A 23495-nucleotide genomic window follows, 5' to 3' on the forward strand; every position below is an offset into this window, starting at 1 on the left:
GCCAGGATTTTTTGTTTTGGCCCGGTTGATGTGTGTTGAGGGCTGTTTTCCGGATAGGGATTGCATTAAAGCGTATTAGCGAATCTGTATTGACATCGATATTTGATCGCTCAGTTTTTAGCATCGGTTCCGTTTTTTTCGGCCTGCCGGTCTTGTTGGTCTGTTGTGGATTCCTGATCATTACTGTTGTCATGGTGACTGTTATTAGCCGATACATGGTGGGCATCAGCGTCATCCTCTTCATGGTGACCCGCGACCGAGTGATCCAAAGACAAGGTGACATTGCCTGATTTTTCTTTGGCAATTTTATAGGCCGGTCTGTCTTTTACCGCACTCAGGAAAGATTGAATGTTTTGCATGTTTTCGGTAATGCAGCCACGGGCTTCAGCCAGCTCCAGTGGATAGCACATTTGAATGTCTGCCGCGGTAAACTGGCTGCCACAGAACCAGCCATGCTGGCCCAGCTCGGTGTCGATGAAATTAAGTTTTTTTTCAATTTCCGGAAGAACATTGGCGTGGATATTGCCATTGACGGCCTTTTTGAGGATTGAGCGGGCAAAAAATGGCACACGTGTGGTTCCCAGTTTCAGCAGGGCCTGATGCTTGGATAACGCAGGCATAAGAGAACCTTCGGCAAAATGCATCCACAAGGAGTACTGGTTGTAATCGGCCGAGGCAATCGGTGGACGTAATCCACTGCGGTCGTAGTGGTTAAGCAGGTATTCGATAATTGCGCCAGATTCAATCAGGGTTAAGCCATTGTCATCCAGTATAGGTGCCACGCCCAGTGTGTGGATGTCCTGCAATGAGGTTTCCGCTTCCGTGGTTTCCGTATTTCTGCGGTGATGCCTTATTTGGTATGAAAGCCCCAACTCTTCCAAAAGCCAGACGATACGAAAAGATCTTGAAGACTCCAGGAGATGAATAGTGATCATAATAGACTCCGGTTTAGAAAGTTAAGAGGAAGAGGGCAGGATACCGCGGATTTTATCAAGTAGCATTTCTGGTTCTTCACTGTCTGAAGCCAAGAACTGGACTTTTCCATTGGCATCAAAGATATATATTCCACGTGCATGCATGACTTCGTAATTGTTGGGATCGCTGCCTGGTTGAGGTTTTTCTATTTGGTAAGCGACACGATAGCGGCGGGCAATATCAGCAATTTGTTTTTCGGTGCCGGTCAGGCCAATGGCACCATTATCGAAGGCATCAACGTATGCCTGCAAAACTTCAGGCGTATCGCGGTGTGGGTCTACGCTCAGAAAAATAATCTGGATATTGTTGGCCTGTTCACCAAGCATGCTTTTGACGGCTGATAGCTGTGCCATGGTGGTGGGACAGATATCGGGGCAGCTGGCATAGCCAAAAAATAAAAGCACCACTTTTCCCTTGACGTCTTTTTCTGTAATCGTCTTGTCTTGTGCGCCGTTTAAACTGAATTTCAAATCGGGAAGGCGGCCGGTGATTTTGTAAATCACACTGGGTTTGGCTTGCGGCTGTTCCTGCGCGACAGCAGGAACAGAATGCAGCAAGGCCATTGCCAATACCGATGAAAGCAAGGTTTTCTTGATCATTATGTTAGGTACCAAAATGATATCAGGCCGCTTCGGTCATGCCACAATGCCTTAACAGCGCTTCAGGGCTGGGTTCGCGGCCACGGAAAGCCTTGAAGGAGTCAGCGGCAGGACGTGAGCCGCCAACCGCCAGGATCTCTTGCCTGAATTTATTGCCGATGACGGGGTTAAGCGTCCCCTGATTGTCAAGGGTATTTTCTTCAAACAAGCCATAGGCATCAGAGGAAAGCACCTCAGCCCATTTGTAACTGTAGTAACCGGCCCCATAGCCGCCAGCAAACAAATGAGAGAAATTATGCGGGAAACGATGCCAAGCCGGCGGTATGATAACGGCCACTTCTTGACGCACTTCATTGAGCAGTGACAGTACATCGGCAATAGAGGTTTGACTGGTGCGTTGATGCAAAAGCATGTCAAACAGGGCAAATTCTATCTGGCGTACGGTTTGCATGCCACTTTGATAGTTTTTTGCAGCCAGCATTTTCTGGTATAAAGACTCGGGCAGCGGTTCCTGGGTTTCCCAGTGACCGGACAGTTTTTGCAGGACAGACCATTCCCAGCAGAAATTTTCCATGAATTGGGATGGCAGTTCTATGGCATCCCATTCAACACTTGCGAATGGAGAGGCGGCTGGCTCATCAACTTTTGAAAGCAGGGCGTGCAGGGCATGACCTGACTCATGGAACAGGGTGATGACATCATCATGCGTGAGCAGAGCAGGTTTGTTGTCTTGTGGTGGCGGGAAATTGCAGGTTAAATACACCACCGGTGTTTGCAGGTTTTCGCCCTGCAAGTGGCGGGTTCTTTCGCTGTCAACCCATGCGCCACTTTGTTTGCCGGCACGGGCATAAAGATCGGTGTATAAATAACCAATCAGTTCATTGTTTTCTTTAACGGCATAAACCGCCACGTTTTCGTGCCAGACGGGGGCTTTGAAAGGAACCAGTTCAACATTGAACAGGGTGCCAATGACATAAAACAATCCATTAAGCACTTTGGGTTCAGGCAGATACTGTTTGACTTCCTCATCGGAATAAGCATAACGGGATTTACGCAATTGTTCAGAGACATAGGCATAATCCCAGGGTTGGAGTTCATTCAGACCCAGTGACTGGCTGGCAAACTCCCTGAGAGCAGCCACGTCTTTTTCAGCGAAGGGCTTGGCTTTTGCGGCCAGATTGCGCAGGAAGCCCACAACCTGGGAGGAAGTGTCAGCCATGCGGGTTTCAAGTTGCATTTGGGCAAAGTCATTGTAGCCCAGCAAGCGGGCTTCTTCGGTTCTGAGGGCCAGCAGTTTTTCAATGTTGGAGGAGTTGTCGTAGCGGGCATCACCTTGTTCGGAGGCAATGGTGGCATAGCCACGATATAGCTTTTCACGCAAGGCCTGGCTTTTGGCATATTGCATGACCGGCAGGTAAGACGGCATTTTAAGCGTGAATTTCCAACCTTCCTTGTTTTCGGCCTGTGCGGCTTGCCGTGCGGCATTAATCGCGTCTTGCGGCAAGCCCTCAAGCTCTTTTTCGTCGGTTACGATCCATTCCCATGAATCGACGGCATCCAGGGCGTTTTCAGAAAATTTCTGTGAGGTTAAGGCGATTTGCTCGCTGATTTGGGCATAACGCTCTTTGTTTTCCCCCTCAAGTTCCACGCCACTCAGCCTGAAGTTGCGCAAAGCCAGTTCGATAATGCGTTTGCGGGTAGGTGTGAAGCTCTTGAAAGCCTTACTTTGTGAAATTTTCAGGTATTGCCGGTACAGGTCTTTATTAAGGCCGATCCAGGTTGAAAACTCGGTCATTTTGGGGAGCATTTCATTATATGCATCCCGTAATTCAGGTGTGTTGACAACTGAATTCAAATGACCGGCTACCGACCAGGCCCGCCATAAGCGGGCAGTGTCACATTCCAAAGGTTCTATGAATGAATCCCATGTTGGCTCTTTTACCTTTTCAACAATTTCATTAATGGCATGACGGGTATCGTCCAGCAGGCTGCTCAGTGCCGGAACCAGGTGTTCAGGTTTGATGGCGCTGTAATCAATGAGTTCGGATAAAGGGGCTAATAAGGGATTGCTATTCATGGACTCTTCTAAATTAAAGTTTACGTTCTGCTGCTTCGATGGTGTTCACCAGCAGCATGACAATGGTCATGGGGCCAACGCCGCCAGGTACAGGAGTAATTGCGCCGGCAACCTCTTTGGCAGAAGAAAATTCTACGTCGCCCTTGAGTTTACCATCTGAACCGCGGTTGATACCTACATCAATGACAATGGCACCCGGTTTGATCATGTCGCCAGTGATCATTTCGGGACGACCCGTTGCCACGACAAGGACATCTGCACGTCGTGTATGGGCGGCAAGGTCTTTGGTTTTGGAGTTGCAAATAGTGACGGTGGCACCCGCTTTTTGCAATAGCAGTGCCATGGGTTTGCCGACTATGTTGCTGGCCCCTATTACGACCGCTTCAGCACCGCGAAGTTCAACATTTTCCGATTCGAGCATTTTCATGACACCATAAGGGGTGCATGGAATGAACAGGGGACGGCCCGTCATTAACGCACCGGCATTGCTGATATGAAATCCATCAACATCTTTTTCCGGGCTGATGGTTTCAATGACTTTGTTGGCGTCCAGGTTGGCAGGCAAGGGCAGTTGAACCAGAATGCCATGAACGGATGGATCGTTATTGAGTTCGCGAATCCGGTTACAGAGCGCTTCTTCGCTTAGGCTTGCCGGGTATTGTTCTACTGAGGAGTTAAGGCCAAGTTTGGTGAAGGTATTGGCTTTGTTCCTGACATAAACCTGGGAAGCCGGATCATCACCAACCAGAATCACGGTAAGGCCGGGAATAATATTCTTTTCCTTCAGTGCGTTGATGCGTTCAGCCAGATTCTGTTTGATGGTTTCGGCGAGTTTTTTTCCGTCAATAATGCGAGCAGTCATTCAAATGTCCTTGCGATTTAATTACTTTGCCAATGCCACTTTCATTAAGTCAGCGACAGTGGTTACTTCGAGTTTTTCCATAATATTGGCCCGATGGGCCTCAACGGTTTTAATACTGATATTCAGGTCATCGGCAATTTGCTTGTTAAGCCGGCCGGCGACAATCCGGCCAAGTACCTGTTGCTCGCGTGATGTAAGGCGGGCAAGTAGTGCCTGATGATTTTTTTGCTGTTCGGCAATCGATACCTTGTCTTGGGCCTGCACCACCATATGGGCGATGATTTCACGCAGGTCGGCTTCGTTGAAGGGCTTTTCAAGAAAGTCAACAGCACCTTTCTTCATGGTTGAAACGGCCATGGGAACATCACCGTGACCGGTGATGAAAACAATGGGAAGAGGAGCATTGCGTTTGATCAGTTCTTCCTGCAGCTCCAGTCCTGTCATGCCAGGCATGCGAACGTCTGCAATCAGAACGCTTATTATCGATGGGTCATAGCTTTCCAGAAACTGTTCGCCACTTTCAAAAGCCTGAACCTGATAGCCATTGGCTTCCAGTAACCAGCGTAACGAATCCCTGACGGCTTCGTCGTCATCGACGATAAAGATTGTGCAATTGTCTGTTGTCATAGTTTGTATCCTTTACTCATTGTTCTTGGATTGGCTCTTTTGGAGCACAGGGGAGTAAAAAGCGGAATATTGTTCCGCCTTCGGGGTTGGTTTCAGCCCAGAGCCTTCCATGGTGGGATTCAATAATTGTTCTGCAAATATTGAGACCCATGCCAAGCCCCTCTGACTTGGTGCTGAAGAATGGTTCAAATAAACGTTCGGGTTCTTTCAGTCCATGACCGCGGTCAACAACCCGTACCTCAATTTGTTTGTCATGAAGGTAGGCATTGACATAAAGTGTATCGGCTTCGCTGTTGACCATGGCCTCAAGGCCGTTTTTGACCAGATTAAGCAGTACTTGTTCAATAAGAATGGGGTCGGCCAGGACATTGGGCAGATCATCGGGAACATTGGCCTCGATTTTTATTCTGCGTTTGCGGGCATCAATTTCGGCAAGATCCAGGGTGTTGTCGATGATTTTGGACACGGGCGTGCTTTGACGGCGTGGCTCGCTTCGTTTGACAAACTCACGGATGCGACTGATGATTTTACCGGCACGTTCTGCCTGATTGGCGGATTTCTCCAGCGCGGACAGGAGTTTTTCCTGTGATATGTTGCCCGATTTGATCATGGCAACGATGGCCATATTGTAGTTGGCAATCGCCGTAAGGGGCTGGTTAAGCTCATGCGCCAGGGAAGAAGCCATTTCGCCCATGGTGGTAAGCCGACTCGTCAGCTGGATTTTTTCTTGCTGGATTCGTGAGTCTTCTTCGTGCTTGCGTCTTTCGGTAATGTCCCGGGCAACCTGCATCCGTACTTTTCGGCCATCGGTCCAGATGAGCATCCGATGATGCACTTCAAACCAGCAGTCTGCCGAAGGCGCATATTGCTCGATGGTTACGCCGCTGAACCGGCCTCGCCGTCCGCCCATTAATTCGCTGTGGCCATTGGGCTGTGAGCCAAAAAGGCGTCGGTAGGTACGATTGGCAAATAAAAGCTCCAGTCCGGCAGGGGTATCCGCCACCACCGAGATGGCATCATCCAGTCCTTCCAGCACGGTCATGAAGCGTTCATGGGCAGCCGTCAGGGCCTCCCGAACCCGTTTGGGTTCGGTGATGTCGGTCATTGAAGTCATCCAGCCGATTTGCTCTCCGTTGGGGTCCCGCAAGGGAGATACATACATGCGCGAGGTAAAGCGTGATCCATCACGCCGCTGGGCTTCTACTTCCAGTCCGGTGCTGGGGGTTTTGCCCGACATGAGAATATCCAGAATACGCTGGTGTTCGTCATATTTTCCGGGCACCCAGTATGGATAGGGAATGCTTTTTCCAAGCAGGTCGGCCTCGTTCCAACCCATCATGCGACAGAAGGCCGGGTTTACATAGGCGATTCGGCCTTGCATATCCAGGACACGCATGCCGGTTGACATGGAGTTTTCCATGGCCCGGCGAAAGCTGGTTTCGGCCAGTAGGGCCGCTTCAGCATTTGAACGAAAGCGTGTGTAACGCCATAAGGCCAACAGGCTGATGATGATAATGAAAGAAAGTGCCATGACAAAGAACATCAGGCGTTCCTGCTTGGTTTCTTCATCAACGGTGACGAACATGACGCTTTCTTTGTGTATTTGCTGCAACCAGAAAAAGCCGGTCATGACAAGCAGATACAGGACAAGTACAAATACGGGTGTAATCCAATAAAGGCCTTTTTTATTTATTTTTGCATTGTCGTAAAACGACGAAGCCAGCAGGGATTTATTGGGCAGGTCAGACATTGGTGTTACAAAAAAATCTTTAAAGTAAATGGGTATTGTAATTGAGACATTTCCCCATGATACTGGTTTTGTTGCACCAGGTAAAATTTTAATGTTTGTATTAAAAATCTTTTTGTTTTTTCATAATGTGAAAACATATATCATTATATAAAATTTAGCTTGTGCGAATGCTGGCTGTCTCATAGAATAGAAGTCGCATTATTTATATTTGGCCACTTCAGACGTGGGTGGCATGCATTGCCGTATTCTGCTTTTAAGGTACAGTGTGCTTTAATGGGAGCAGAACAATATTAGAAAATAAATGATTTGCGGATAGCAAATCCTAACAGGAGAAAACGATGTCGTCGCCTGATCTCAAACAAAAAATTGCACAAATCGCCGATGTTGATGCAGTTGAAACGCAAGAGTGGCTTGAGGCGCTTGAAGCCGTGCTGGACCGTGAAGGCCCTGAAAGAGCGCATTTTTTACTGGAAAAACTAATTGATTTGGCCCGTCGTTCAGGATCGAATATCCCGTTTTCTCCACATACAGCTTATGTAAATACCATTCCTCCCGGACTGGAACCCCCCAACCCTGGCAACTTGGCCCTTGAAGAACGCATCCGCTCGTATGTGCGCTGGAATGCCATGGCCATGGTTGTGAAGGCGAATAGCCACGAGCCCGCTGATGGTGGCGATCTGGGTGGTCACATTGCTTCGTTCGCATCGCTTGCCACCATGATTGGTTGTGGACAAAACCATTTTTGGCATGGTGAAACGGCCGAACATGGCGGTGATCTGGTGTATTTCCAGGGACACTCTTCACCAGGTGTCTACGGCCGGGCTTATCTTGAAGGCCGCCTCACCGAAGAGCAGCTGGACAGTTTCCGTCAGGAAGTGGGTGGCAAAGGCTTGTCTTCATATCCCCATCCCAAGTTAATGCCCAATTTCTGGCAGTTCCCTACGGTATCAATGGGTCTTGGCCCCTTGATGGCCATTTATCAGGCTCGTTTTCTCAAGTATCTGCATGCGCGTGGTATTGCAGATACCAGTAATCGTAAAGTGTGGGTCTTCTGTGGTGACGGCGAAATGGATGAGCCGGAATCCCTGGGCGCTATCAGCCTGGCTGCCCGTGAAAAACTGGATAACCTTATTTTTGTGATCAACTGCAACCTGCAGCGTCTTGATGGCCCGGTTCGTGGTAATGGCAAAATCATCCAGGAACTGGAGGGTGATTTCCGTGGCAGTGGCTGGAATGTCATTAAGCTGATTTGGGGCAGTTACTGGGATCCGTTGCTGGCTCGCGACAAAGAAGGTATTTTGCGTCGTGTCATGGAAGAAACCGTAGATGGTGAATACCAGGCCTATAAGGCCAATGATGGTGCTTATGTGCGCGAACACTTTTTTGGCAAGCACCCCAAATTGCTTGAGATGGTCAGCCGCATGAGCGATCAGGAAATTTGGCGCCTTAATCGTGGTGGCCATGATCCCAACAAGGTGTATGCCGCCTTTGATGCTGCGGTTAAAACCAAAGGTCAGCCTACTGTCATTCTGGCCAAAACCATTAAAGGTTACGGTCTGGGTCACGTTGCGCAAGGTAAAAACCCTGCCCACCAGCAGAAAAAACTGGATCTCGATTCCATCCGTGAATTCCGTGATCGATTCAATATTCCCATCCCTGATGACAAACTGGCCGATTTGCCATACTTCAAACCTTCTGAGGATTCCGCAGAAATGAAGTATCTCAGGGAACAGCGCCAGAAACTGGGTGGTTATTTACCAGCCCGAAGAGCGGTAGCAGAAGAAAAGCTGAAAGTGCCCGATCTGGATAAATTCAATACCATTCTTGAGCCAACGGCAGAAGGACGTGAAATCTCAACCACGCAGGCATTTGTACGTTTCCTGAACCAATTGCTCCGGGACAAGAATATTAGTGACCGTATCGTGCCTATTCTGGCCGATGAGTCACGCACTTTCGGTATGGAAGGTCTGTTCCGTCAGATAGGTATTTATGCACCTGAAGGGCAAAAATACACCCCGGTCGACAAGAATCAGGTGATGTATTACAAGGAAACCGCCAACGGACAGTTGTTGCAGGAAGGCATTAACGAAGCAGGCGCTTTTGCATCATGGATTGCAGCGGCTACTTCATATTCCACCAATAACCGCATCATGATTCCATTCTTCATTTATTACTCGATGTTTGGATTTCAGCGAATTGGTGATCTTGCCTGGGCTGCAGGCGACATGCAGGCCCGTGGTTTCTTGCTGGGCGGTACCGCCGGCCGCACCACATTGAACGGTGAAGGCCTGCAGCATGAAGATGGACATAGCCATATCCTGTCCTCCACGATTCCCAACTGTGTTTCTTATGATCCTGCTTTTGCGCACGAATTGGTTGTCATTATGCAAGACGGCCTCAAGCGTATGGTTGAGAATCAGGAAAACGTTTTCTATTACCTGACGGTAATGAACGAAAACTATGCGCAGCCAGGTCTGCGAGTGGGTGATGAAGAGGGCATCATCAAGGGTATTTACAAGTTCAGCTCTGTCGACAAGGGAGAGTTCCGCGTACAGTTGCTGGGTTCCGGCACTATTTTGCTGGAAGTGATTGAAGCCCAGAAACTGCTTGAGCAGGATTGGGGTATTGGTTCTGATGTCTGGAGTGTGACCAGCTTTACAGAGCTCCGGCGTGATGGCCTGGATTGCAACCGCTACAACTTGCTGCATCCCACTGCCAAGAAACAAAAAGTTCCTTATGTGACTCACAAACTGCAAGAGTCGGAAGGCCCGATTATTGCCTCTACCGACTACATGAAGCTGTTTGCCGATCAGATTCGCGAATTCATTCCTGCCGGACGTGAGTACAAGGTCCTGGGTACTGATGGTTTTGGCCGTTCGGATTTCCGCTTCAAACTAAGAGAACACTTTGAGGTTGATCGCCATTTTGTGGTATTGGCAGCATTGAAAGCCCTTGCTGATGAAGGCAAGATTCCTGCTTCAAAACTTGCCGAAGCCATTAAGAAATATGATATTAACCCCGCTAAAGCCAACCCACATCACGCATAAGGTTTTTCGACATGAGTAAATTGTTAGAAATTAAAGTGCCGGATATCGGAGATTTCAGTGAAGTTGAAGTCATTGAGTTGCTGGTTGCTGTTGGCGATCGGGTAGAGGCTGAACAAAGCCTTGTAACGGTTGAGTCAGATAAGGCCTCAATGGAAATTCCGTCCTCGGATGCAGGTATTGTTAAAAGTCTGAAAGTCAAACTGGGTGACAAGGTGAAAGAAGGTAGTGTCATTCTGGAGCTTGAAGCCGCAGATAATGTCGTTGATCAGCCTGCATCGGCTGCCAAGACTACTACTGCTCCCGACTCGTCACCCGCTGTCAGTCAGGCGCCTGTGCAGGCAACGTCATCTTCAGCACCTGCAGCGGCAGGGGATGTGATCAATGTTGTGGTGCCTGATATTGGGGACTTCAGCGAGGTAGAGGTCATTGAGGTTCTGGTGTCAGTGGGTGATACGGTAGATGTCGAGTCAAGCCTGATTACGGTGGAGTCTGACAAGGCTTCCATGGAAATTCCTTCATCACATGCCGGAACGGTGACTTCCCTGGCAGTGAAGGTGGGTGACAAGGTTTCCAAAGGTTCTGTTGTTCTGACCTTGAGCCCCACCGGACAACAAGTCGCGGCAGCGCCTGTTTCCGTTCCTGCGCAGCCCGAACAGGTGGTTCAGGCCGCAGAAACGATGACAAAACTGCCCAGCTCAGACCGCATTGATGAGACCGCAACAGTCCCTTCCGAGTTCAGGGTTTCTCCCACGGCTTCCTTTGCATCCACCATGATGCCAAGCCGCAACTTGCCCCATGCCTCTCCCTCCGTGCGTAAGTTTGCCCGTGAACTTGGCGTGGATCTTGCGCAGGTGAAAGGAACGGGTGAAAAGCACAGGATTACCCAGGATGATGTGCGCAAATATGTGAAGGCAACCCTGACGGCGGCCATGAGCACACGTTCTACCACGAGCAGCTCAAGTGTTGGTGGCGGCTTGTCAGTACTGGATTGGCCGAAAATTGATTTTGCCAAGTTTGGACCGATCGAATCCAAACCCCTGTCGCGCATTAAAAAGATTTCAGGCGCAAACCTGCATCGCAACTGGGTCATGATTCCTCATGTAACGAATAACGATGAGGCGGACATTACCGAGCTGGAAGCGCTCCGTGTGAAGTTGAACAAAGAGCATGAAAAAGCAGGTATCAAGTTCACCATGCTGGCATTCATCATCAAGGCCGTCGTTGCATCCCTGAAGAAATTCCCGGAATTCAATGCTTCGCTTGATGGTGACCAGTTGGTGATGAAAAAATATTACCACATCGGTTTTGCCGCTGATACACCAAACGGTTTGGTGGTTCCGGTTCTTAAAGATGCCGATAAGAAAAGCATTTCCGAAATTGCCAAAGAAACCGCAGAACTGGCCAAGCTGGCTCGTGACGGAAAATTGTCACCTTCACAAATGCAGGGCGGGTGTTTCACGATTTCCTCACTCGGAGGTATTGGCGGCACCTCATTTACGCCCATCATTAATGCGCCTGAAGTGGCTATTCTGGGTGTGTGCCGTTCTTCATATAAACCGGTATGGAACGGACAGGCCTTTGAACCGCGCTTGACCATTCCTCTGTCATTGTCCTACGATCACAGGGTTATTGATGGTGCCTTGGCTGCCCGTTTCAATGCCTATCTGGCCTCATTGCTGGCGGATTTCCGTCGGGTATTAATCTAAGCGCAGGGGTTGAAAATGAGTCAAATTGAAGTCAAAGTACCTGATATTGGCGATTTTGATAGCGTTGAAGTGATTGAGATCCTGGTCGCGCCCGGTGATGTGATTGCCGAAGAACAAAGCCTGATTACCGTAGAGTCTGATAAGGCTTCTATGGAAATCCCTTCTACTGTTGCTGGCAAGGTAGTGGCACTCAATGTTAAGTTGGGTGACAAGGTTGCACAAGGAAGTGTGATTTTAAAGCTTGAAAGCAATGGTGCCGAGGCAAAAGTCGGGAAGCCTGCTGCCAGTGCGCCTGCAACGCCTGTTGCCGATACCTCACCTGCCACCGGTGCATCCCGTCTTTCAGTGGCAGTGTCAGAAGATGCTTATGATGTCCTGGTGCTGGGTGCCGGTCCCGGTGGATACTCTGCCGCTTTCCGTGCCGCAGACCTTGGCCTGAAAGTGGTATTGGTAGAGCGTTACTCTACCTTGGGTGGTGTGTGCCTGAATGTGGGATGCATTCCGTCCAAGGCCCTGTTGCATAATGTGGCCGTGCTGGAAGAGGCCAAACACCTGGCCGCCAATGGTATTGTTTTTGGTGAGCCGGTGATCGACCTGAATAAACTGCGTGACTATAAAGACAGTGTTATCGGCAAACTTACCGGTGGCCTGGCCGGCATGGCAAAGGCTCGTAAAGTAACGGTGGTAACCGGTGTTGGCGAGTTTTCAGACAGTCATCATCTGTCGGTTGCCAAGCCTGATGGTACAACCCAGGTGCTGGCATTTAAAAACGCCATTATTGCGGCTGGTAGCCAGTCGGTAAAACTGCCTTTCCTGCCAGAGGATGATCGTATTGTTGATTCCACCGGTGCGCTTCAGCTTAAATCCATTCCCAAGAAAATGCTTATCGTTGGTGGTGGCATTATCGGGCTTGAAATGGGTACCGTCTATTCCGCATTGGGTGCTCGTCTTGATGTGGTTGAAATGCAGGATGGCTTAATGCAGGGGGCAGACCGGGATCTGGTTAAGGTCTGGCAAAAAATGAACGCCTCCCGTTTTGACAACATCATGCTGAACACGAAAACGGTGGCAGCCGAAGCAAAAGAGGATGGCATTTGGGTGACGTTTGAAGGTGAAAGTGCACCCAAAGAACCTCAGCGCTACGATTTGGTACTGCAGGCGGTGGGACGCTCTCCGAATGGCAATAAAATCGGTGCTGAAAAAGCGGGTGTGCAGATCAGTGATCGCGGCTTCATTGCGGTAGACCAGCAAATGCGCACCAATGTACCTCATATTTATGCCATTGGGGATCTGGTGGGGCAACCCATGCTGGCTCACAAGGCTGTTCATGAAGCGCATGTGGCTGCTGAAGTGATTGCCGGGCAGAAAAGCTTCTTTGATGCCCGTGTCATTCCTTCGGTTGCCTACACAGACCCTGAAGTGGCTTGGGTTGGACTGACGGAAGAGCAAGCCAAAAAAGAGGGAATCAAGATCGAGAAAGGTCTTTTCCCATGGGCGGCATCGGGCAGGGCTATTGCCAATGGGCGTGATGAAGGTTTCACCAAACTCATATTTGATGCTCAGACTCATCGGATTCTTGGGGGGGGCATTGTGGGCACCCATGCGGGCGACCTGATCAGTGAAGTGGCACTGGCCATTGAAATGGGCGCTGATATGGTGGATATTGGCAAGACTATCCACCCACACCCGACTTTAGGTGAATCGATTGGCATGGCAGCGGAAGCGGCTCATGGCAGTTGTACCGACTTGCCACCAGGCAGACGTAAATAACGCTTTTGGCTTGCAAGATTAAAGCTCTCTTATTTTCCGGTTTTCTGGAAAATCAAGAGAGTTTTTTCTTGGTGTCGCTTAAAATAGTCGATTAACCGTTATGTATTTTTTTATATTGAAATGACTGCCGTACCTACTGAACAGCATTCTCTTGATGAATGGCTGGCTTATCTTGAATCCATTCATTCAACGTCCATTGATATGGGTCTGGATCGTATCAATGAAGTGGCCAAACGCCTTGATGTTGATTGGTCTGGTGTGAAAATTATCGTGGGTGGCACAAATGGCAAGGGTTCAACCTGTGCCATGCTAGAGTCCATTTACCTGGCAGCGGGTTATTCGGTTGGTATGTACACCTCGCCACACCTGGTTCATTTCAATGAACGCATCCGCCTGAATGGCATCATTGCAGATGATGCCTCAATCATTGCGCAACTGGCACACATAGAGAAAGTACGTGCAGAGATTACACTTACCTACTTCGAGTATACAACGCTGGCGGCATTGCTGCTGTTCAAGCGGCATAATGTTGATGTTGCCGTACTGGAAGTGGGTTTGGGTGGCCGCCTCGATGCGGTCAATATCGTTGATGCCGATTGCTCCATTGTCACTAGCGTGAATATCGATCATACCCAGTGGCTGGGCAATACCCGGGAAGAAATCGGATTTGAAAAAGCGCATATTTTCAGGGCAGGCAAGCCAGCCATTTGCAGTGACCCTGAACCCCCACAATCCCTTCTTGATTATGCCAAGCGCATAGATGCGGATTTATGGCTGTTCGGCAAAGATTTCAATTATGCGGGTGATAAACAGCAATGGGCGTTTGCCGGGCGTACGCAGCGTCGCAATGCTTTGGCCTATCCCGCTTTGCGTGGGGCAAACCAACTGTTAAATGCATCAGCAGCCCTGGCTGCCATCGAATCGCTTCGTGGTCGTCTTGCCGTGCCGATTCAGGCTATCCGTGAAGGTTTGTTGCAGGCATCCTTGCCGGGTCGGTTCCAGATTCTGCCTGGTCAGCCTACCGTGATCCTTGATGTTGCCCATAACCCGCACGCTGCCGCTGTGCTGGCACACAATCTTGATGGCATGGCTTACTTCCCATATACCCATGGTGTTATTGGCATGCTGAATGACAAGGATTGTGAGGAAGTCCTTAAAAAAATGGGGCGGCGTATCGATCATTGGTATTGCGCAAGTTTGCCAGGTGACCGAGCCCGCTCGGGTCAGGATATTGCCAATAAAATTACGGCTCTTTTCCCGGCAGATAAAGACGGTTTGCCAACCGTTACGGTCTATGATACACCTGTAAGCGCCTACGAATCCGCCCGGGAAAAAATGGGTAACGATGATAGAATTGTGGTTTTTGGTTCATTTGTAACGGTGGCTGCCGTTATGCAAAAGCTAAATAAATAAAGGGTTGATTGACCGTAAAGTTAACGCTCAACAAGGATTTATATGGGATTGTTCAATTCACAAAATAACCAGTATCAACGCCAGCGGTCTCGTACACGCATGAGCGAGTCAGAGCAACAGGCGCTCAAGGCCAAGGCTCGCAATCGGCTGATTGGTGCTATTGTATTGATTGTTTTGGCAATTATCGTGGTTCCTGCTGTTCTTAATACGAATGATTCTCCTGAAATTCAGCAATTGCCGCCGATGGCTCCTTTAGTGACGGGCGGCAACAATGATGCCAATGTGGCCGGAACCCTGTCTGTCGTTACCGCGCCAGGGGTCGAGTCCAATGGCAGCGCGTCAACTTCCCAGCTCGTCAACACAGACGGAACAGTTGCCGGTGATGTACAGGTAACCGGTTCCGTAGCCTCTGATACCGCCATTGTTTCCGAGCAACAGCAGGAAACGCCTGTTGAATCAGTCGCTTCCGGTACTGCCATTGTGACAGGCAACGAAACCCAGAATCTGGCAGAGCAAGAGGTCAAAGCCACTACACGTACACCCGATTCCAGGGAAGTCGTCAAAAAACCCGAGCCAGAGCGTAGCAAACCGGCAGAGGTTAAGGGGCCTGATAATCGCATTACCATTAAAGAAACCGAACGAACTGATGACGGATCACGTGCACTGGCTTTGCTGGAGGGGCGCAGTCCTTCAGTCAAGCCGAAAAGCTCTCCCAAGGTAACCAGTGGGAATTACTCCCTCCAGGTGGCATCTTATTCTTCTTCAAAAGATGCCCAGGATAGACGTGAAAAATTAATTGCCTCTGGCGTTTCCAATGCATATGTACAAAGTGCCATGGTTAATGGCAAACAGCAGTATCGTCTTCGCGTGGGTCCATTCAATTCGCGCGAAGCGGCCCAGGCTGCACAAACCCGTTTGCGCACGCTGGGTTACGATAATGGATTTATTTCTGCCAATTAAATCATTGTGACCGAATTTGATTATATAGCGCTAGGCATTGTGACCGTGTCTGGTTTGCTTGGGTTAATGAGAGGGTTCCTGAAGGAGTTTTTCTCATTAATGGCCTATGTTGCCGCATTTGTTGGTGCTGTCTGGTGGGGGCCTCAGGTCTATCCCTGGTTCCAGACATTGATTGATAACTCCCTGTTAAGTATGGGTATTGGTTACGGGTTGACCTTTATTGGTGTTTTGCTGGTGGTGGGTTTGCTTAACCTGACCCTTGGCACGCTGATCGAAAAAACCGGTCTTGGCCCGGCGGATCAGGGATTTGGAATTATATTTGGATTGGCACGGGGCGTTCTTATTGTTCTTGTGCTTGTCGTTATTGCGGGATACACTCCTTTTCCTCAGGAACAATGGTGGGTAAATGCACGTTTTTCAGGGGCGGCTGTCAATCTGATCAAGCTGATTGCGCAGTTATTGCCCGAGAGTGTGGGATCTTACCTGCCTTATCAGTAGTTTTCATCGTTAAAAATAGGTATACACAATATGTGTGGAATAGTCGGGATCGTCGGTCGTTCTCCTGTTAATCAATTGATATATGACAGCCTGCTTTTATTGCAGCATCGTGGCCAGGATGCGGCGGGTATAGCAACGGCAAACGGCAATAACTTTAATATGTTCAAGGCACATGGTCTGGTCAGGGATGTGTTCAGAACACGTAACATGAGGTCATTGCCGGGTAATTCGGGTATTGGGCAGGTGCGTTACCCCACGGCCGGTTCAAGCGACAGCCTTGAAGAGGCGCAGCCGTTTTATGTGAATGCGCCTTTTGGCATCACTTTTGCCCATAATGGTAATCTGACTAATTGGCGTGAATTGCGCGAGTCGCTGTTTAGGGTGGATCGTCGTCATATCAATACCAATTCCGACTCCGAGGTGTTGTTGAATGTGCTTGCCAATGAGCTGCAAAATGCATCGCAAGGTATCTCTTTGGATACTGACACGATTTTCAAAGCGGTGGCGTCACTTCATAAACGGGTAAAAGGGGCGTATACCGTTATCGCCCATATTGCCGGTTATGGCATGCTGGCTTTTCGTGATCCGTTTGGCATTCGCCCATTGTGTCTGGGACGCTCAGAGTCTGAGCAGGGTGTCGAGTGGATTGTGGCATCAGAGTCTGTTGCCATTGAAGGTATCGGGTTTGATTTTGTACGTGATATACAGCCTGGCGAAGCGGTCTTTATCGATCTTGATGGCAATGTTACCTCTCAACAGTGTGCTGAAAATCCTGTCCTGACTCCTTGTCTGTTCGAGTATGTTTATTTTGCCCGGCCTGACTCAACCATTGACGGTGTTAACGTTTATAACGCCCGCCTTAAAATGGGTGAATATCTTGCCAATAAAGTTGCCAAGCAATTGCGTTTAAGTGATATTGATGTGGTAATGCCTATTCCTGATTCCTCACGACCTGCTGCGATGGAGCTGGCTTCCCATCTTAAGCTGGAATACCGCGAAGGATTTATCAAGAACCGTTATGTCGGACGTACCTTTATTATGCCCGGCCAGGCAGTACGTAAAAAATCAGTGCGGCAAAAATTGAATGCCATGAGCATGGAATTCAAGGGGAAAAACATTTTGTTGGTTGATGATTCTATTGTGCGCGGCACGACAAGTCGTGAAATTGTGGACATGGCCAGGGCGGCAGGTGCCAAGAAGGTTTATTTTGCTTCTGCTGCGCCAGCCGTGCGTTATCCTAATGTGTATGGTATTGACATGCCCTCACAGGATGATCTGATCGCAACAGGCAGGACCCCCGAGGAAGTGGCCAAGGAAATTGGTGTTGATGGCTTGGTGTATCAGGATCTTGAGGATCTTAAACGGGCCATTCATGATTTGAACCCAAATATTACCCAATTTGAGGCATCCTGCTTTGATGGGAAATATGTGACCGGCGATATTGATGAGGCTTATTTGAAGCGTCTTCACGACACCCGCCATAAAGAGGGTGGCAATACAGAGCCACAGGGTGGCTTGCAATTCAATATGGGTTACGCTGCAAATAACGGCTCAAATTACTAGTCGCTAATCATTGACCGGGCAGTGTTGTTCTTTCTGAATAACACTGCCAATGAAGCAATAACAATTACAGCAAATAGCAGCAGGCTCCAGATGGCATATTCAACGCCAAATAATTCTGCCCGGGCATCCATGCAGGTGGCGTAAATACCAAACAGCCATGGTACAGCGGCATCCAAACCCGTTGTTTTGGCCATGAAACGGTCGGCAAATGTCATGTCACAGGAAAACATCACAGAAGCCACGCTATATTGGTACCATGCAGAAAGAACACCACAAACACCCAGTCCGCCTGTGATAAGGGAAAATATCTTTTTTGCGATACCTGAACGAAAAAAATTGGCCAGCAGGCAAACCGCAGCGATGATCAGGAGTATGAGGCGTTGCAAAACACACCAGGCGCATGGGGGCATATCAAGAAAGTATTGACAGAATAGGGCAAAGCCAACCGCAACCAGACAGGCCAATGCAATTGTATTCAGTATTTTTTGTGTCATGGATAAACTTTGTTCAGGAATGAAGTTTGGCAATATCGCCCGAAAGAGACATTATAAGCTCGTATGCACCGTTCCAAACAATTTGTACACCAATGCTAAGCAGGATAAAAGCTGACAGCCTCATGAAAACCGCTGTTCCGGTAGAGCCGAGTTTATAAAGGAATTGGGCGGCATAACGCAAGCAAAGATACACAACAATTGCAACAAACAAAATACCTGTAAGGGTTCCAGTCAGGTTGAGCAGGCTATAGGTTGGACTGGAACTTTGAATCGTGGCGCCAATTGTGATGGCGGCGGAAATACTGCCCGGTCCACAGGTAATGGGAAAGGTTAATGGAAAAAAAGCATGTGCCTTGACTTTTTCCATGGTGAATTGCTCGGCCAGTTTTTCAGCGTGAAGCATGTCGTTGTCTTTGGCATTAAGCAACTGCCAGGCGCTGGCCACCACCAGAATTCCGCCTGCCACTCTGACAATCGGCAAGGAAATGCCAAAAAAGCTCAGGACAATATTGCCACCTACGGTTGCACAAACAAGCATGATAAGTACATTAATGGCGATTCTTTTTGCCAAAAGAGCACGTGTGGCACTGCTGGCGCCACTGGTCATGGTCCAGAAGATAGGGGTTACTGCAGGTGGGTTGACGAGTGGCAGCAAAGTACCTACAACGAACAGGAAGCTGCGACTTATAAAATAAAAATACTCGTTCATTATTTGATGCGGGTATCCGGATAGGTAAGGTATTTCAGGGTTTCAAGCAAATCACGTTCAAACAGCAGCTGTGTGCGCGGGTTTTCAAGTGTGGCTCCATCAAGAATGAAAACGTCTTCTACGCGCTCACCCAAGGTCATGACTTTGGCCATTTGAAGATTAATGTTGTGCCTGCTGAACGTAGATGCAAGGCTGTATAGTATACCCGGAGTATCTGTGGCTGTAATTGAAAGTCGCCAGGATTTGCTATGCTCATCGGGCTGGAGCTCTATACTGGGTACAATGGGAAAGGTTCGTGAACGACGAATGCCGGGCGACATGCTGAACCGGGATCTTCGCTTAAGTACGCACTGAAAGTCTTCGAGCTGTTTTTTTGTGATTTTATCGGCAAGGCCATGTTCAATAATGGGAACGTAAGAACGGGTGTCTTCTCCAAAAGCAAGGCTTTCAATAATAAAGCTGTCCAGTGCATAGCCTTCATTGCTGGTATGAATGCGGGCATCAAGAATGTTAATCTGGTTTTCATAGAAATAGGAACAGATCAACTCAAACAGGTTTTCTTTATCCTTGGTATAAACCAGCAGCTGAATGCCTTCATTCTTATCGGTAGGTCTGGCTTTCACAATGGTTTGTGTGGTGGAAACCGACTTATAGAGTTGCCGGGTATGCCAGGCAATTTCCTGGGGATCATGGCGCAGAAAGTAGGCAACATCCATTTTTGACCAGAATGCATCCCGGTCCTCATCGTCCAGTCCGGCCAGGCTGATTAATGCCATCGCTTCATTTTTGCGTTGGGCCAGAATGCTGCTGCGATCCAATTGTGCTCCTCCCAGGGCAGCCAGGGCCTGATTGTACAAATCTTCAAGAAGTTTGCCTTTCCAGGCACTCCAGACTTTCGGGCTGGTGCCACGGATATCAGCCACGGTTAGCAAATAAAGCGCACTCAGGTAACGCTCGGTTTTTACCAGATCAACAAAATTCTGTATAACCTGAGGGTCTGACAGATCCTGTTTTTGCGCCACTTGGGACATGACAAGATGATTCTCGACCAGAAACTCAACCAAGCGGGCGTCTTGCGGTTCAAGTTTGTGGTCTTTGGCGAATTTTCGGACTTCAATGGCACCCAGTTCGGAGTGGTCTCCACCCCGTCCTTTGGCAATATCATGAAAAAGGGCGGCCACATACAAAAGCCAGTGCTTTTCAAAATAAGCAATCAGGTGACTGGCGAGCGGGTATTCACGGGCATGTTCCGGCATGGTGAAGCGTCGCAGGTTACGAATCACCATCAAGGTATGTTGATCGACAGTATAGACATGAAACAAATCATGCTGCATCTGGCCAACCACATTTTTGAAGGCAGGGATGTACATGGGCAGGACATTCAACATTGTCATGCGGCGCAGGTTATGCACAATGCCTACGGGAGATTGCAGTATTTGTAAAAAAAGACGCCGGTTGACCGGGTTGCGTCTGAATTGGGCGTCTATCCTGAAGCGAGAACTCCAGATGGCTCGCTGTGTACGAACGGTCATGTCGGTAAGCTCGGGGTGCTGCTGCATGACCAAAAACGACTTTAGCAGTAACTGGGGCTTGCGCTCAAAGGCATCATCCGCCTTGATGTCGAGTCTTTGCTGAATGCTGCAAAAGTCCTCATCAATATCCACCCGCATAGGATTGGTGACAGGAAAAAAATAGTCTTGGAAATTTTGCATCATGAATTGGGTGAGCTGATAAACAATTCGTGCTGAATTGTAATACCGTTGCATGAGCACTTCGCTGGGACGTTTGCTGTCTTGGGGTTTTATTTTATAAATTTCCGCCAATACCGGTTGAGTATGAAAAAGCAGCCGATCATCACGTTTGTTGGCCAGTAAATGAAGTTCAATCCGCAGTCGCTTGAATTCCTGTTCGGCTTTTTTCAACTTGCTTGATTCATCATCGGTCATTAATCCTGCGCTAACCAGATTTCGCCAGCTTGGTCCCATTCCCGCGGCCGTGGCAAGCCAATGTATTTGCTGCAGATCCCTATGGCCTCCTGGAGACTCTTTGCAGTTGGGCTCAAGTGAATAGGGGGTGTCATTGAAGCGGGCATGACGCTGTTGCAATTCGAGCTTTTTGGCCAGGAAAAATTCGCGCGGATTTAGTTGGTCACGGAATTTTTTATTCAGTTCAAGAGCCAGTTTTCGATTGCCCAGTAAAAAACGCAACTCAAGTAGCGAGGTTTCTATCGTTATGTCTGTTTTTGATATTTCAAGGCATTGTTCAATGGTTCTAACACTATGGCCAATTTCCAGACCAAGATCCCATAGCATTGCGACAAAAGACTCAAGTTCGATTTTTTCTTTGGGTTCCGGGTCTTGTCTGAGCAGGACAAGAATATCAATATCGGAAAAGGGGTAAAGTTCTCCTCTTCCATAACCTCCTACGGCACAAAGTGCGGCATGTTGGGGAAGAGGATAGAATTCGACCAGGTTTTTAAATGCCTGGTCTATGACCTTGCGTAATGATACCAGCAAAGTATCCGGTCTTATTTTTTGTTGTCTGTATGAGTCAAAAAGATGCTTTTGCTGCTCGTTAATTTGTTGTTTAATAAGGAGTACTTTGCTGGTGATATTCATTTTTTATTGTTTGATAAAAGCGGGTGGGGCTGGCATGCCGGGTGAGGTGGTAAGGATTTCATAACCGGTTTCGGTAACAATGAGCGTATGTTCCCATTGCGCGGAAAGACTATGGTCTCGTGTAACGACTGTCCATTGGTCGGCCAGTAAACGTGATTCTCTACGACCGGCGTTAATCATGGGTTCTATGGTAAAAACCATGCCTTTTTCCAGTTTCTGGCCTTCTCCGGGCTTGCCAAAGTGCAATATTTGCGGTTCTTCATGAAAATTGCGTCCGACACCGTGACCACAATATTCACGTACCACTGAAAACCCATGGGATTCGGCATGTTTCTGAATGGCATGGCCAATATCGCCAATGGTTGCGCCAGGTTTGACTTGCTGTATGCCAAGCCACATACACTCGTAGGTGTTTTCAACAAGACGTTTTGCCAGAATTGAAGGGGCGCCGACATAGAACATACGGCTTGTGTCACCATACCAGCCGTTTTTAATAACCGTAACGTCAATATTAAGGATATCTCCGTTCTTGAGTTTTTTATCTCCCGGGATACCATGGCAAATAACGTGATTCACAGAAATGCATACACTGCCTGGATAGGGGGGGTGTCCGGGTGGCGCGTAACCAATGGTGGCCGATTTGACTTTCAGGATGTCGGTCATGTAGGCAAGGCACAGGCGGTCGATTTCACCGGTTGTGACACCTGGTTTGACGAATGGCGCAATATAATCCAAAACAGAGGCGGCTGTTTGGCAGGCGTCCCGCATTTGGTCGATATCAGTTTGATTTGTTAAAATTGGCATAACTGCTTGAGTAAATTATAAAAAAGATAGTAGAATGGTGGGCTTACCTGAAATTGTGGGGTAAGGAGAAGTGGTGGAAAGCATAGATTGTACCACTTATTTTTATTTTCAATTAAGCAGTAAATCGCGTGTATTTTTTCCTAGGGTGTTGATTTTAAAAAATAAATCAATGCTAAAAATACACAGGAACTAACCCTTTGGAGTTTTATATTATGTCATTAATGCGTGAAATGCTGGAAGCAGGTGTACACTTTGGTCACCAAACCCGTTACTGGAATCCCAAAATGTCTCAGTACATTTTTGGCAGCCGTAACAAAATTCACATTATCAACCTGGAAAAAACCGTAGCCAACTACCTGGAAGCAATGAAATTTGTTCGCCAGACAACCGCTCGCGGTGGTAAAGTCCTGTTTGTTGGTACAAAACGTGCTGCTCGTGAAACGATTGCGGCAGAAGCAACACGCGCAGGTATGCCTTATGTTGACAGTCGCTGGTTGGGTGGCATGATGACCAACTTTAAAACTGTCAAAAGCTCTATCAAGCGCCTGAAAGAAATGGAAGCTGCAGTTGCAGATGGCAGCACCGAGCGCATGAGTAAGAAAGAAGCCCTGATGTTCGAACGCGAACTGGAAAAACTGAACAAATCCATCGGTGGTATCAAAGACATGAACACCTTGCCCGATGTGTTGTTCGTTATTGACGTTGGCTACCACAAAATTGCCATCCAGGAAGCCCGTACGCTGGGTATTCCAGTTGTTGCCGTTGTTGATACCAATCACTCTCCTGATGGCATCGACTACGTTATTCCTGGTAACGATGACTCTGCCAAAGCAATCGCCCTTTACGCTAAAGGCGTAGCTGATGCCGCCCTTGAGGGCCGTGAGCAAAGCCTGAATGGTCTGGTTGAGACCATTGTTGAGGTCGAAGAAGAGTTCGTTGAAGAAGTTCAGGAAGACGACAACAATTAATATGACAGCATTCTGCACAATTTTCATGTGTCATGAAAGTCGTGTGTGTTGTCAA

18 protein-coding genes are annotated in these 23495 nt (G+C 48.4%); 8 read left to right on the forward strand and 10 right to left on the reverse strand.

Going from position 1 to position 23495, the window contains the following annotated elements; translation table 11 throughout:
* Positions 1-110: 110 nt before the first annotated feature.
* The 6 genes from HCX92_RS07870 to HCX92_RS07895 are packed head-to-tail and all read right to left on the reverse strand — an operon-like array spanning position 111 to position 6890.
* Positions 111-935, reverse strand: a complete 825-nt coding sequence (locus HCX92_RS07870; protein ID WP_169294400.1) for a glutathione S-transferase family protein — start codon at positions 933-935, stop codon at positions 111-113.
* A 21-nt stretch (positions 936-956) separates the two neighbouring features.
* Positions 957-1574: an SCO family protein gene (locus HCX92_RS07875; RefSeq protein WP_169294401.1), complete on the reverse strand. Its 618-nt coding sequence runs from the start codon at positions 1572-1574 to the stop codon at positions 957-959.
* Positions 1575-1596: 22 nt separating this feature from the next.
* Complete coding sequence (locus tag HCX92_RS07880) at positions 1597-3651, reverse strand: M3 family metallopeptidase (RefSeq protein WP_169294402.1); 2055 nt, start codon at positions 3649-3651, stop codon at positions 1597-1599.
* A gap of 13 nt (positions 3652-3664) precedes the next feature.
* A complete protein-coding gene (gene folD, locus HCX92_RS07885; protein ID WP_169294403.1) occupies positions 3665-4513 on the reverse strand; it encodes a bifunctional methylenetetrahydrofolate dehydrogenase/methenyltetrahydrofolate cyclohydrolase FolD in 849 nt (282 codons plus the stop codon).
* Positions 4514-4534: 21 nt separating this feature from the next.
* Positions 4535-5140 (reverse strand): response regulator transcription factor, encoded by a 606-nt coding sequence (locus tag HCX92_RS07890; RefSeq protein WP_169294404.1) that lies wholly within the window; start codon positions 5138-5140, stop codon positions 4535-4537.
* A 16-nt stretch (positions 5141-5156) separates the two neighbouring features.
* Positions 5157-6890: a PAS domain-containing sensor histidine kinase gene (locus HCX92_RS07895; protein ID WP_169294405.1), complete on the reverse strand. Its 1734-nt coding sequence runs from the start codon at positions 6888-6890 to the stop codon at positions 5157-5159.
* 338 nt (positions 6891-7228) lie between these two features.
* Between HCX92_RS07895 and aceE the strand changes: the two genes are divergently transcribed.
* From aceE to purF, 7 genes are all read left to right on the forward strand, one after another.
* Positions 7229-9937, forward strand: coding sequence for a pyruvate dehydrogenase (acetyl-transferring), homodimeric type (gene aceE / locus HCX92_RS07900; protein ID WP_169294406.1), 2709 nt, complete (start codon positions 7229-7231; stop codon positions 9935-9937).
* An 11-nt stretch (positions 9938-9948) separates the two neighbouring features.
* Positions 9949-11643 (forward strand): dihydrolipoyllysine-residue acetyltransferase, encoded by a 1695-nt coding sequence (gene aceF, locus HCX92_RS07905; RefSeq protein ID WP_169294407.1) that lies wholly within the window; start codon positions 9949-9951, stop codon positions 11641-11643.
* 15 nt (positions 11644-11658) lie between these two features.
* Complete coding sequence (lpdA, locus tag HCX92_RS07910; RefSeq protein WP_169294408.1) at positions 11659-13413, forward strand: dihydrolipoyl dehydrogenase; 1755 nt, start codon at positions 11659-11661, stop codon at positions 13411-13413.
* A gap of 120 nt (positions 13414-13533) precedes the next feature.
* Positions 13534-14826 carry a bifunctional tetrahydrofolate synthase/dihydrofolate synthase gene (folC, locus tag HCX92_RS07915; protein ID WP_169294409.1) on the forward strand — a complete coding sequence of 431 codons (1293 nt, stop codon included), beginning with the start codon at positions 13534-13536 and terminating at the stop codon, positions 14824-14826.
* Positions 14827-14868: 42 nt separating this feature from the next.
* Positions 14869-15786, forward strand: coding sequence for an SPOR domain-containing protein (locus HCX92_RS07920; RefSeq protein ID WP_248290023.1), 918 nt, complete (start codon positions 14869-14871; stop codon positions 15784-15786).
* Between the two features lie 6 nt (positions 15787-15792).
* On the forward strand, positions 15793-16284 hold the full coding sequence (locus HCX92_RS07925; RefSeq protein ID WP_169294410.1) for a CvpA family protein: 492 nt from the start codon (positions 15793-15795) through the stop codon (positions 16282-16284).
* 30 nt (positions 16285-16314) lie between these two features.
* Positions 16315-17847 carry an amidophosphoribosyltransferase gene (gene purF, locus HCX92_RS07930; protein WP_169294411.1) on the forward strand — a complete coding sequence of 511 codons (1533 nt, stop codon included), beginning with the start codon at positions 16315-16317 and terminating at the stop codon, positions 17845-17847.
* On the opposite strand, the gene HCX92_RS07935 is transcribed toward purF, so the two are convergent.
* Genes HCX92_RS07935 through map form a run of 4 tightly spaced genes read right to left on the reverse strand, consistent with a single transcriptional unit; the run spans position 17844 to position 22472 of the window.
* Positions 17844-18341 carry a disulfide bond formation protein B gene (locus HCX92_RS07935; RefSeq protein WP_169294412.1) on the reverse strand — a complete coding sequence of 166 codons (498 nt, stop codon included), beginning with the start codon at positions 18339-18341 and terminating at the stop codon, positions 17844-17846. The genes purF and HCX92_RS07935 overlap by 4 nt on opposite strands.
* A gap of 13 nt (positions 18342-18354) precedes the next feature.
* Entirely contained in the window at positions 18355-19050 is a 696-nt protein-coding gene (locus tag HCX92_RS07940; RefSeq protein ID WP_169294413.1) for a MarC family protein, read from the reverse strand.
* Positions 19050-21668 (reverse strand): [protein-PII] uridylyltransferase, encoded by a 2619-nt coding sequence (locus HCX92_RS07945; protein WP_211182319.1) that lies wholly within the window; start codon positions 21666-21668, stop codon positions 19050-19052. Before HCX92_RS07945 ends, HCX92_RS07940 begins: the two co-directional genes overlap by 1 nt.
* A gap of 3 nt (positions 21669-21671) precedes the next feature.
* Positions 21672-22472 (reverse strand): type I methionyl aminopeptidase, encoded by an 801-nt coding sequence (gene map, locus HCX92_RS07950; protein ID WP_169294414.1) that lies wholly within the window; start codon positions 22470-22472, stop codon positions 21672-21674.
* A gap of 212 nt (positions 22473-22684) precedes the next feature.
* On the opposite strand from map, the gene rpsB reads away from it, so the two are divergent.
* On the forward strand, positions 22685-23440 hold the full coding sequence (rpsB, locus tag HCX92_RS07955; RefSeq protein ID WP_169294415.1) for a 30S ribosomal protein S2: 756 nt from the start codon (positions 22685-22687) through the stop codon (positions 23438-23440).
* Positions 23441-23495 lie beyond the last annotated feature (55 nt).

Source organism: Advenella sp. EE-W14 (genome assembly GCF_012923605.1).
GTDB classification, from domain to species: Bacteria; Pseudomonadota; Gammaproteobacteria; order Burkholderiales; family Burkholderiaceae_B; genus Advenella; species Advenella alkanexedens.